General features: G+C 34.2%; 13 protein-coding genes and 3 pseudogenes. All 16 read right to left on the reverse strand.

Features of this window, described 5'->3' with window-relative positions; all coding sequences use genetic code 11:
• Positions 1-44: 44 nt before the first annotated feature.
• Positions 45-1,049: pseudogene (locus FC60_RS09395) on the reverse strand (aggregation-promoting factor C-terminal-like domain-containing protein); the annotation flags it as partial.
• Between the two features lie 9 nt (positions 1,050-1,058).
• A pseudogene (locus FC60_RS09880) lies at positions 1,059-1,103 on the reverse strand (KxYKxGKxW signal peptide domain-containing protein); the annotation flags it as partial.
• A gap of 169 nt (positions 1,104-1,272) precedes the next feature.
• A complete protein-coding gene (apf, locus tag FC60_RS08715; RefSeq protein WP_056937993.1) occupies positions 1,273-2,274 on the reverse strand; it encodes an aggregation-promoting factor in 1,002 nt (333 codons plus the stop codon).
• Positions 2,275-2,443: 169 nt separating this feature from the next.
• Positions 2,444-3,046, reverse strand: coding sequence for a Fic family protein (locus FC60_RS08720; protein WP_235806127.1), 603 nt, complete (start codon positions 3,044-3,046; stop codon positions 2,444-2,446).
• A 23-nt stretch (positions 3,047-3,069) separates the two neighbouring features.
• Positions 3,070-3,252, reverse strand: coding sequence for a hypothetical protein (locus FC60_RS09730; RefSeq protein WP_235806128.1), 183 nt, complete (start codon positions 3,250-3,252; stop codon positions 3,070-3,072).
• 12 nt (positions 3,253-3,264) lie between these two features.
• A complete protein-coding gene (locus FC60_RS08725) occupies positions 3,265-3,627 on the reverse strand; it encodes a hypothetical protein (protein WP_156399318.1) in 363 nt (120 codons plus the stop codon).
• A 79-nt stretch (positions 3,628-3,706) separates the two neighbouring features.
• Positions 3,707-4,138 carry a hypothetical protein gene (locus tag FC60_RS08730; protein ID WP_056937995.1) on the reverse strand — a complete coding sequence of 144 codons (432 nt, stop codon included), beginning with the start codon at positions 4,136-4,138 and terminating at the stop codon, positions 3,707-3,709.
• Positions 4,139-4,247: 109 nt separating this feature from the next.
• Positions 4,248-5,273, reverse strand: coding sequence for an NAD-dependent epimerase/dehydratase family protein (locus FC60_RS08735; RefSeq protein WP_056937996.1), 1,026 nt, complete (start codon positions 5,271-5,273; stop codon positions 4,248-4,250).
• Positions 5,270-5,968 carry an IspD/TarI family cytidylyltransferase gene (locus FC60_RS08740; protein WP_056937997.1) on the reverse strand — a complete coding sequence of 233 codons (699 nt, stop codon included), beginning with the start codon at positions 5,966-5,968 and terminating at the stop codon, positions 5,270-5,272. Before FC60_RS08740 ends, FC60_RS08735 begins: the two co-directional genes overlap by 4 nt.
• A 9-nt stretch (positions 5,969-5,977) precedes the next feature.
• The gene (locus FC60_RS09845; RefSeq protein WP_162252189.1) at positions 5,978-6,232 is read right to left on the reverse strand and encodes a LicD family protein; all 255 of its coding nucleotides are present in this window, start codon (positions 6,230-6,232) and stop codon (positions 5,978-5,980) included.
• Positions 6,233-6,254: 22 nt separating this feature from the next.
• Positions 6,255-6,800, reverse strand: a complete 546-nt coding sequence (locus FC60_RS08745; RefSeq protein ID WP_056937998.1) for a LicD family protein — start codon at positions 6,798-6,800, stop codon at positions 6,255-6,257.
• An 89-nt stretch (positions 6,801-6,889) separates the two neighbouring features.
• Entirely contained in the window at positions 6,890-7,855 is a 966-nt protein-coding gene (locus FC60_RS08750; protein WP_056937999.1) for a glycosyltransferase family 2 protein, read from the reverse strand.
• On the reverse strand, positions 7,855-9,291 hold the full coding sequence (locus FC60_RS08755) for a flippase (RefSeq protein WP_235806129.1): 1,437 nt from the start codon (positions 9,289-9,291) through the stop codon (positions 7,855-7,857). Before FC60_RS08755 ends, FC60_RS08750 begins: the two co-directional genes overlap by 1 nt.
• Entirely contained in the window at positions 9,272-10,219 is a 948-nt protein-coding gene (locus tag FC60_RS08760; protein WP_153672854.1) for a hypothetical protein, read from the reverse strand. The genes FC60_RS08755 and FC60_RS08760 overlap by 20 nt, the downstream gene beginning before the upstream one ends.
• A 213-nt stretch (positions 10,220-10,432) precedes the next feature.
• A complete protein-coding gene (locus tag FC60_RS08765; RefSeq protein ID WP_235806131.1) occupies positions 10,433-11,173 on the reverse strand; it encodes an acyltransferase in 741 nt (246 codons plus the stop codon).
• Between the two features lie 30 nt (positions 11,174-11,203).
• Positions 11,204-11,892: pseudogene (locus FC60_RS09555) on the reverse strand (hypothetical protein); the annotation flags it as partial.

Consider the following 11,892-nt stretch of genomic DNA (forward strand, 5'->3'; position numbering starts at 1 on the left):
TCTGTCCAACTTAGGGGGTTCACTTCTAATCCATGTCTTTTTTATTAATACCAGTTGTGTGATTGCCAGAAGGCCTTGGCAGCCACCCATGATCCATATCGACTAGCCACATAATTATCAGCCACTCGTTCTTGATTTTCTGGTGACAAATCACCACCAAGATATGAAATTAATAATTGGTAACGACCGTAACAAGAACCATTCCGGGCCGTGTAGGAACCACCGGATTCACGTTGAGCAATCCATTCTTTGGCAGCTTCTTCTTCTGCAGACTTCGAAGAAAGAACCCCATCAGCGTTTGCAGTGTAATTAGTACCATTAACGTTAACTGTCGTGTTCTTGGCTAAAGCACCATCTGAACCAAAGTAGTAGTTGTTACCCCAGTTTGAGTAAAGTCGATTAGTATACCGAACCCCGTCTTCACCAAAGTAATAAATATTACCCCAGTTAGTGTAGAATTGGTTAGTGTAGCGAACTCCACCTTCACCAAAGTAGTAAAGATTCCCCCAATTACTGTAGAACTGGTTGGTGTAACGAACCCCACCTTCACCGAAGTAATAAAGATTTCCCCAGTTACTGTAGAATTGATCAGTATACCGGGCCCCGTCTTCACCGAAGTAGTAGGTGTTCCCCCAGTTACTGTAGAATTGATTCTTGTACATCAATCCATCATCACCAAAGTAGAAGACTTGACCACTATCGTTAGTATAAAAAGCATCGACTTGCTTTTCACCATTGACATAGTAGTAAGTACCAGCATCTTCAGTAACGATCCCATTTTGCACAGATGCAGATGAAGCTACAGCGCTAGAATCTGCAGTCGACTCACTAGTTGCGCTGGAAGCAGAAGTTAAAGTTGATGCATCGGTAGTAGTCGAAGCAACTGATGAAGAAACTGTACTATTTGATGATACCTCACTAGTTGCTGAACTAGTTGTCGCTACCGCGGCAGTCGTTGCATTATCGGTGTTAGTAGTTGTTGTATCAGCATTAGCAGTTACATTGGCAAAAGTTAAACCAAGTGCAACAGCTGTCACTGAAAGGGCAACTGTCCTCCATTGTTTCCCGCTTTTATATAACTTATAGTGCTTTTTATTATCCATAGATTAAGAAAATTCCTTCCCTGACAAAATGTCTTTGAATATTACTTTTCTTTCAATGTTTAATACATTATCACAATTTCATCCCAAATCCACTAAGTCAAAGGGATTGTTAATCAAAGGTAATGCTTTGATAACTTTTGTCACCTCAATGTAACATTTGATGGCAATCCTAGTACCAGCCGTTAGCTTCCCAGAAGGCTTTAGCAGCGACCCAAGAACCATACCGATTGGTAACGTATGCATCGGCCACTTTTTCTTGATTTTCGGCTGACAAATCACCATTTAGGTATGACAAAGATAATTGGTAACGACCATAGTATTGACCATTTTGGGCAGTATAAGACCCACTAGATTCCTTTTGGGCAATCCATTCCTTAGCGGCTGCTTCTTCATCAGAAGTTGTGCTCGAACTAGTATCAGTTGTTGTACTTGTAGTATCAGTCGTCGTTTCGGGAGCAGCACCTTCCGTCGTTTCTGAATCATCAATTACTAAACTATTAGTATCTTCATTTTGGTCATCAACCGCACTACCTGAAGAAAGTGGTGCAGAATACGACGATGCTAAATCACTCGTTTCAGCTTCACTACTGGAACTAACAGCATCCGCACTTTCACTAGTAGTTGATAAACTTACAGCTGAAGATTGATCTGAGACATTAGAAACATTTTCAGCACTGGAATCTTCACTCGCTGATGAAGCTACCGAAACGCTAGCAGTTTGGGATTCATCCGCACTGGCTGCACTACTTACTTGGGTATCACTAACCGTTGCGGAATTAGTAGCGTCATCGTTTTCGTCAGAACTAGGCGTCGATGAACTAACCGTTTCATCAGTAGTAGCAGTTGCACTAGAACTAGCAGTACTGTAGGCAGAACTTTGGTCAGCAGGCACCTCGATCGTGGTACTTGCTGACGAATCACTTTCGGCCGCCTTCACAACCAATTGTTGACCAACAAAAATCAAATCCTTGTTAGCGATATTGTTGTCACTAGCTAATTGATCAACATAGGACAACGATTGACCAAAATTAACCGCGATCCCAGATAAGGTATCCCCTGATTGAACAGTATAAGTCGTATCAGCATTAGCACTAACGGTTGATGCCAAAGTTCCTAATGATACGGCACCAGCAACAGCAGCAGTTACTTTAACAGTTTGATTTAATTTCATTGATTCTTCCTCGGTTTCAAATTAATGTATATTACCTTATCAAGCTTGCATTACAAGCTAATCACGACCATATTTCAACTTTGTAACATTATGTTATCAGGTCGTTAAAAATCCCCCAAGGTTCGAGCCAATGTCGGCCCAACTTTGGGGGATTATTCAATTTAAATGATCAGAAGAGATCCGATTCGCTTTGCGCTTCGGCTATATTATCCTCATTCCGCCTTAATAAATCAATCCGTTTTTCCATAGTTTCCTGGGTGTATTTCCCAATTAAGACTTTAAATGGTAATAAATCACCGGTCGAGCGAGCGTGACCTAAGGCATCCATATATGCTTGACGAGCCTTGGCATCTGGTTGAATGTTAATGACCGGATAACCCGCTTCCGTTAATGATAGATTCATAACCAACCGAGCAGTACGGCCATTCCCATCAACAAATGGATGAATGGCGACTAATCGTTCGTGTAGTTCCGCGGCGTACTCGACTGGATGTAATTGTTCACTAGCTGTATGCGCCCATTCAATTAAAGCCTTCATTTGCGGTTGAATATCAAATGGTGAAACGTATGGTTGATCTTCACTTCCATATGGCCAAGCTTCCACCACTCGATAAGCTCCTGCCGTGTGAGGATCACTATTTTTAATCATCGCTAAGCGGTTTAAATCTCGAATGATCCGTTCACTTAGCGGGGCCTGTTTGCTGACCAGTTCGCTCATATAATCATAGGCAGCCGCCAAATCAACTGCTTCCATCGCCTCTTTTAATGACATCTCATGGACAGTCATCCCAGTATTTAAAATTGACGCGTTTCATTCATCGAAAGGGCACTGCCTTCAATGACATTTGAAGACCAGACATGTTCAAGCCGAATCTGTTGTTCTAGTAACTTTACTTGTGTCTGATCCAAAGGTCGAAACTTATCCATTTCAGCCTTTAACTGGGTAATAGTATTTAATAATTTTTGATAATCAGTCATAAGTACACCTCCCTAATCTAATTTCAGATAAGCATCATTAGTTAACTGGTGAATTTTCGGTTTCTCCTGCATTAACTTGATAATCCCTTGAGCTTCTAAGTGACTCATCTGCTGATCCAATCGATAACGTGTGGTCCCTAGTACCTTCGCGAGATCCTGATCCGTAATCGCATTTAATGAATAGCAAAAGACGGCCTGTTGATATAAATACCTAACAATCTCTCGCATCCCAACCACTATATTTCGTTGACGATCACTCAAACCAACGGGTAACGGTAATAAATCGTCTAACATTTGATCTGCATGCTTTAAACGATTGATTCCAGTTGATAATTGTTCTAACGCTTTTTCCTGACCAATCAGAATGATTTCCATGATTTGAATAATGAACAAGGTGGCATTGATCACTTTAATTTTCTACCAAACTGTATTGATTACTATTTGACGAATCAATTTATTCATTTGTAATTCTATTAACAAAATCATATATTTGTCTAATATCGTTAGAAAATCTTAAAATATCACTATTATAGCCTTCATCAAACTTTATATTCTTATATTCATTCTTTAATTCATTTATTTTTTCTGTTGTTAGATTGTACTTTTCATCGAGCAATATTTTTTTATTTAATTGAGCTAATTTATCATTGCAATTGTATAGGGAAGATATGCTTTCTATTAAAGGAGCAACCAACATCATTCTCTTATCCTTACCTATATTCGGATCCATAAATAACCAAAGCAACATATTTGCATTACTAAAATTAAATTTTATTAAAAATATTAAATTTTTCGCTGTCAATTGAGCTTTGTTTCTTCTTCCTTTATAACGGTCATAAACAATAGTAAAAACACACGAAATTATAACACTCAAAATACTTAACATAAAGCCCTACCCTCATAATATAAATTAATAATATGATTTAATTTTTAGCTATATTAATTACTATACTTATCGCTTAATATGATCTTGATTGGCCCCATCTTAAATCCGATTACTCATTAAAATTTACTACGGCCTCTCTTACCCCCTCTGACAATGAGACAACAGCACGCCACCCAAGTGATTCCAATTTGCTAGCATTCAAGGCCGAATAAGACATCTTCATATCTTGATCATCATCTCCAATTAATAATCTTACATCACCGGTCTCAGCAACCTTTTGAGCAAATTTCCTAATTGTGACAATTGAATCACGATTAGAAATATTATATGCCTGCTGATCTCCACCATTAAGCAGTAGAAAAACTATCGCACTTGCACAATCAATTGCGTGCGTATAAGAACGTAACTGTTTCCCCGAACTATACATTTCTATGTCTTCATGACGATTAGCCTTTCCAATGAAATCGGAAGAAGCACGATTATCTCCTTTCAAAACATTGGAGCTATAAATGTGACCCGGCCTTACAATCACCGTATCCACCCCATATTCACTAGCATACCCCACACACAGATTCTCGGCTGCTCGCTTTCCTGCACTATATGAGTTACGAGGTTCTGGTCCTTCAACAAAACCATAATCATTTTCATCGATCAACTTAGTTCGATCTCCCTTATTCCCATAAACCTCACTAGATGATATATAAATAACTCGTTGCGATTTTACCTTTCTAGCGTAATCTAAAATTTCGTTTACCCCATTGACATTTGCCAGCAAAGTTTCAACGGGTTGAGTCTTATACAAGGTTGGACTAGCATTACTTGCCCCTTGGATCACATAATCAACTGAAAAATCAAAGTTTATTCCTTTTGTAGCATCATATTCTATAAAATGAAAATAATCATTATCGAAGGATTCACCAAAGCGTTTTTGAACTCGTTCTTTACTCCTACCAGCAACATACAGCTCAACTTTTTGTTTAAATCCCTCGTTCAAGTAAACAAAGATATCAACAATTGATGAGCCAATTAGTCCGGTAGCACCCGTTACTAGAACTCGTTTGTTGGTAAACATATTAAGATGATTAACTTCAATAGCCTTTATCAATAAATTTAGGTATTGGGATGATCGATTCATAATTCTTCCTCTTGTCTAATTTTTAAAATAGCTCTAAATATTAATAAATCATCACTTGTAGTGATCTTTAGATTCTGTTCTGATCCAGTTGAAAAATGGATCTCTTTCCCCAACAAGGCCATCAGTTCACACGTGGCGGCTGTTCGTTTTAATCCTAGCTCAGCAGCTTTTTTATGTGCTTTCCAAAGCGTAGACAGACTATACGTATGTGGCGTTTGTGTCCTCCACAATTTATCTCTATCTAAAATCGATTGACCTTCATTGTTTTCTACCACTACCTCAACTACTGGAATCGCAGTAACAGCATCTCCATATTCATAATAAGTCGCCAAATTATTAGAAATAATTTCTCCAGATACTAAACATCGATTACCATCATGGATCATCACAGCATCCTCGTCACTATAATGGTCTTTAATTACCTTTAATCCATTAAAGATCGATTCTTGCCCATCTTTGCCACCTGCTACAATATATTTTAATTTGGAAATATTATATTGTTTGGCATATGCTTTAACCACTTCAATCCAATCAGGCAAAGTTACTACAACAATTGTATCGATATTGGGATGATTTTCAAATGCTTCTAAAGTATATACTAAAAGTGGCTTGTTCTTTACATAAATAAACTGCTTCGGAGTTGATATTTTCATTCGAGAGCCAATTCCTGCTGCTGTAAGTAATGCAATATTCATACATCTCACCTATAATTTAAGTTCTAATAAATCGTGTCGAGTAATACGTTGATCCACAGGTGGTAAACTCATATAGTCACCATACATTGATGATAAGATTTGATCATAATATTTAGAAACATAAAATTTATGTCCTTCAAAGTTATGATCAACCACCTCATCATGATATTCGCGAGGAAATACTTCTTTTAATGGGTCGATTCCAGTCAGGCTACATACAAATTTTGTATCTGACTCGTTACATTCATTGGAGATTCGATTCAATTGATCATGAATTCGATCAAAACTATCCCAAAAAAAAACATACTTTTGTTAAATACGCTAAAATCCTTTTATTCCCAGATCGAGCAGCTGGATCTAGATACTTACCCATCATTATCCGTCGTTGATGTCGAAATCGATTGATCTGCTCTACTCTTTTATTCTCATCATCATAAACATTATCTATTGGAAAAACATCAATATAAACGCCATGGTTGATATTATATTTAGCTAAGAACGTTTCCTTAAAAATAGTATCTTTAATTCGAACCTTACTAAAAGGATACTGATACTGCGGATCAGTATCTTTCGATTGAAAAAATAATCTATCGTTTAACTCTTGATAATAGACTTGAGTAAATTTCTCATAATCTTTTCTTAACATCGTGACATCCACGTCATCATCCCAAGGTATAAAACCATCATGTCTAACTGCCCCTAATAAGGTTCCTCCTGCTAGAGTATATTTGAGATTATGGCGACGACATATTTTATCAAATTCAATCAATACTTCTAATTCTAATTGCTGTATCCTATTTTGTTGATCTTTTGTTAAAACTATTTTATTCATATCTATAGCCTCTTAATTTGTCAAAAAAACATTACATATATGGCCAAGAAAAAATTGTTAATTCCCGTGTTTTAATTCGATATATATGGCTATCTCAAACTTTTATATTGCTTTCCAATCAATTTAAACAATGGTCGGATATATTTGTAGGCAAAGATTTCTATCCTGGTTTTAATTCTATAATCAAAAGGACTACTTTGAGTAATAATGTTCCCCATTTGAACATAAAACTCATCTTTAATCATATGATGGTTATCAATATAGTGTACATACCAAATGGCCCGGTTTAGAATATCGTTATGAATACGGTCAACAAACATTGGATATTTTTTCTTTACCATCATCTCCATTTCAATAAGTGATAATACAATATCATGTAGACTTTTTTCATCTATGTTATGTACAATACTCTGTTCTCGAGTTCTATAGAAATAAAGAACATCTGATATCATTCCAATCTTATTAGCCTTATCATATATACGATATGTTGTTGCTAAATCCTCGTACAATCTCCCATTTGGATATTGAATATCAGTAAATAATTCTCTTTTATAGAGCTTATTCCATGCAAAACTCAAAAATTCTTCTTTGAACAAGGAACCAAAAGCCTGATTACGAGATATTTCTTTTATTTCATTCTCTTCATTATTTATTTCTGGAACTCTATTGATAAATGTTTGATAGCTAAATATGATGATATCTAAATACCCATATGAGTAAATTAGACCTAGTATTCTTTTAAGATAATTTGACGGAACAAGGTCATCACTATCGACTAAAACTATCCACTCACCCATTGATTTACTTATTCCATAATTCCTTGCGTTTGACAATCCACCATTTTTGATATGATATGTCCTTATGAATTTATATTTTTTACTGTACAAATCACAAATAGATGATGATCCATCAGTAGAACCATCATCTATCAGTAAAATTTCAATCTGATCTAATTGATTATTATTAGCCGAAGCCAAAATACTATCAATACACTGTGCTATATATCCAAATACATTATATACAGGTACGACAATACTTAATAGTTTATTATCCATTATTTGTTCCGAAATATCCTTTCATTAATATATGTTATTACTAGTTTATTTTTACAAATAATTAGAACACCAAAATAGGTAATGGAAGATAATATAACTGAAACAACTATTGACCAAAAAGGAATTAAAGATAGTAAATTAACTATATAACACGAGATGGCAACAAATATTGATGCAAAAATTACGGAATATAAATTCCTTTTAAAGCCATTTATCGTAACTATATTTCTCCCATACTTAATGGTGATAAACATATTCACCATCTCCGCAATTATAGTAGCAAATGCAGATGCATTCTCAGAAAAATAAGGGATTAATAGAAAATTCAAAACTAGATTAACAACCGCACTAATTATAGTTGATATTAATACAATATTCTCCATTTTAGCTGGAATTAGTATACAGTCACTATAAAACCATGCAAAAATAGAAAATATTGCTGCCATACTTAATAGTTGTAATGAACTGGTAGCTCTCACAAAATTTACTCCAGATATTAATAAAACTACATTTCTACTAATAAAAATTAATCCCACGACAGCTGGAAAAACAAGTAAGACTAAAAGATTAAACACACTAGATGCTGTTTCAGTAAATTCTTTAAATCTCTTTTGTCCATAGAATAGTGATAAACGTGGAACCGTAACGATTAATGCTGCCGACAAGATTGTTTTTAAAATGGTATATATTTTAGCTGACACACTATAGATTCCAACTACGTATGCATCCTTCATGATTCCAAGTATCGTAACATCAGAATTAACATAAATCATAATTGCAATACTTGAGGCAAATATAACAAAAATAGGTTTTATATGTTCCCTAATTTTCATTCTAAATGTGAAGACTATATGCGTGAAAGTTCGAGCATAGATAAAATTCCACACATTTGAACCCACACTGGCGAAAACCGTTATCCCAGCATATATAATATAGTCGCTCGATTTATGTACGAATAAAAACAGTAGGATTATAGATATAATTTTAAATAGAATACTTCTCCATGTTATATAAGCATAATTTTCATAGATTGAATATATCCACTCCGTACCAATTGTGGTAAAAATAATTTGAATACTAAATACTGCAATACATACGGAATAAGAATGTAACTCACCAAAAGTTATAACAGTAAGTAGTAATAACAAATAAGCAAGTATGGTAGAAACTACGTTAATAGAGAACACCTGACTAGCAAACTCATTCAACAGTCTCTTATTATCTCTATATTTTGCTCCCTCGCGAATTGCATAGGTATTAATACCCAAAGCAGCAATAAGTAAAAAATAACTAACAACTGAATAAGAAAAATTGTATTTGCCTAAATTGGTGACTCCTAAAACTCTAGAAACATAAGGAAACGTGATGATTGGGAACATCATATTTAGTACATTTCTTATTGTATTTAGAAATGCATTAATACGCAGTGATTTCAAAATTTGTATCCTTCTCCGCTGAAAAACCAGGCGAAATGATAGCTAAAGCCGCCAGAAGAAAAATGTTATATTCCGGCAAATAGAAAACTTGTCCTATCATTCCATCAATACAAGCAACCAACAAAAACAGTGGAATTAGAATTTCTTTGTTCTTTAATTCCTTCCTTACAAACCAATAATAACCAATTGCAACAATAATCATTAAAATAATTCCATACTCTAATAGGAAAATATAAAATGAAGAATCAACATAAAAGTAATTACTATTAACGGAAAAATAAGATGTATAGATATCATTTCCCAATATTGAATATCCATATAACTTAACGGCCATTACAGTTAATGTTAATCGATACGATGTCAAGCTATCTAAATTAATTAAAAAATTACTGCCAGGATTAGAAATATAACTTTGAATAATCCAAATAGAAATCAAGGAACAAATAGTGAACGAAAATTTAAAGATAAATTTAAATAACGAACTATTCAGCATAAATTTCTGTCCATATTTAATTAGAATGGACACTGGTACTAAAATTAAAATTGTTAGACTTCCTAACCGTGCATTACTCTCATACCAAAAGAAAACACTAAAGAATAAATATCCTAAAATCCGATACCAAATTGGACGATTCTTTTTACTTCCAAGATATAAATCAGCCATTAATATAAAAGAAACCATTGCCGCGAGATCCGTAGGTCCACGATATCCAAAAGTATGTCTAACATACCCATCGCGGATCTGAACTACACCATTCGCCAAACCTAATAAATAAAATAAAAAAGTTGAGATCATTACAGCAGTAGCAGTCACAACAAATGTTTTAACTATCTTATCAAAATTTACATCCTTAGCACCAATAATTAGCAAAGCGGTGGTTACAGGATATATAACGCGGGCATTTATAGCAGAAATTGCTGATATCACTATAAACAAACCGATTAGAATCAAACCTATGATTGAAGAAGTTCTAGCTCTAAATGTAGTTCCTAAAACAACTATTTTAAAAACTATCAGGAAAATAGCGGCACCTAAAAATGCATATCTAACTTGACTAGGTATCGGAGCATATGTATGACCGAAAATTGAAGCAACTAAAAAAACACTAGACCAGTTAAGTACACCCGGCTACCATTCGTATTAACTTTCAACATAGCCACACCTTTTTAATCTTTTTTTACAATATTCAATAAAACTATCATAATTATTAAATTTTCTAAACTCTAAACCATCTAGGCATTTAGCACTTTCATCATAATTTCTCATTAAGTGCATTTTGTTACTAAAATCAGAAATTAATCTACTTGAATCATTTTCAAACAAGAAGAAATATTCTTTAAAGACTTTCTTTGGTGGGGTGGTTTCATTTTTTTTATAGAACTGTCTAAAAATCTCAAATGCATCGTCAAGCTGATGCGTAACCCTCTTTTCAAAATAATCATCAATACTCATTAGCTTTCTAGCAGGATTGCCAGCATAAACTGAATCTTTTTCCAAAGTCCCGCTAACAACAGCACCAGCTCCGATAATAGTATTATTACCTATCACCGTACCACCTAGAATTGTTACTCCCCATCCAATAAAAACATTATCGCCAATAATTGTTGGACGCTGATTTCCTAAAATTGGTCCATATTTTTTCTTTAAAACACTCCAAGCATAGTCATGAGTTAATATGGTAACAGGACCAGTTATTTGAACATCATTTCCGATATATAATAATTCAGGATTCTGAACATCTATTGTTGTATTAAAGGGGCGAAATATAATAACATTTTCTCCCACTTCAACTCCAATTTTTTTTAAATATTTTACGTAATTATCACTACTGGACTTATATCCAAATAATATTTGCCTAACGACCGCTTTAATCATATTCATATTGGAAACCTACTTAACATTTCTTATGCATTAGATATATTTAATGATATTAGCTAATATTCTATATTTTTTAAATCTAATTAATTCAACAAAGATACGTTGTCTAAAACCCAATTCTTTTACTGGATATTGGTTTACAACGTTAATGACGGTCTGATCCCTTACCATATATTTAACGTCAGTTATAATCCTATCATATGGCAAATTCTTCTCTTGTGAAAAGCAAGTTCTTAAATTAATTAAAAATTGCTTTTGAATTCTTAGTTTAGCTTCATCAAAATTATCCAAGAATCTAACTTTCTCAATTAGAGTAGAATAGAAAATTTTGATTAGCTCAAACCGTTTTGGATTATAGTGGCGTGAAAGCGATAAATTATTTTGACGGTAAAAATAACCTCTCTCATTAATTAATTGAGCATTTGAAGTACTTTTAAGAAATTCAAAATTCCAAATAATATCTTCAGAAATATACTTTCTTTCAGATACAAACTCTAATTTATTCTTTCTAATTATATCCATTGAGTATATATTATTCCAAACCGATTGTTTCATAATGTCTGTTGTATTAGGTAAATTACCTAGCATTCTAATGAATAACGAATTTAAAATATCACCATTCTGATAAAGACGCTCACCATATATTTCTTCTGATTTATTGGTGCCAATGTTATCTACAAAAGTGACCCCACCAAGAAGTGAACCCCCTAAGTTGGACAGAT

Origin of the sequence: Limosilactobacillus gastricus DSM 16045 (assembly GCF_001434365.1) — a bacterium.
GTDB lineage: Bacteria > Bacillota > Bacilli > Lactobacillales > Lactobacillaceae > Limosilactobacillus > Limosilactobacillus gastricus.

What these genes read in the sequence shown, in the direction of transcription:
- FC60_RS08745 (WP_056937998.1), bottom strand. Translation starts at nt 6,800, where the DNA reads ATGAATAAAATAGTTTTAACAAAAGATCAACAAAATAGGATACAGCAA.
- FC60_RS08730 (WP_056937995.1), bottom strand. Translation starts at nt 4,138, where the DNA reads ATGTTAAGTATTTTGAGTGTTATAATTTCGTGTGTTTTTACTATTGTT.
- FC60_RS08735 (WP_056937996.1), bottom strand. Translation starts at nt 5,273, where the DNA reads ATGAATCGATCATCCCAATACCTAAATTTATTGATAAAGGCTATTGAA.
- FC60_RS08765 (WP_235806131.1), bottom strand. Translation starts at nt 11,173, where the DNA reads ATGAATATGATTAAAGCGGTCGTTAGGCAAATATTATTTGGATATAAG.
- FC60_RS09730 (WP_235806128.1), bottom strand. Translation starts at nt 3,252, where the DNA reads ATGACTGATTATCAAAAATTATTAAATACTATTACCCAGTTAAAGGCT.
- apf (WP_056937993.1), bottom strand. Translation starts at nt 2,274, where the DNA reads ATGAAATTAAATCAAACTGTTAAAGTAACTGCTGCTGTTGCTGGTGCC.
- FC60_RS08750 (WP_056937999.1), bottom strand. Translation starts at nt 7,855, where the DNA reads ATGGATAATAAACTATTAAGTATTGTCGTACCTGTATATAATGTATTT.
- FC60_RS08725 (WP_156399318.1), bottom strand. Translation starts at nt 3,627, where the DNA reads ATGGAAATCATTCTGATTGGTCAGGAAAAAGCGTTAGAACAATTATCA.
- FC60_RS08740 (WP_056937997.1), bottom strand. Translation starts at nt 5,968, where the DNA reads ATGAATATTGCATTACTTACAGCAGCAGGAATTGGCTCTCGAATGAAA.
- FC60_RS08720 (WP_235806127.1), bottom strand. Translation starts at nt 3,046, where the DNA reads ATGTCATTAAAAGAGGCGATGGAAGCAGTTGATTTGGCGGCTGCCTAT.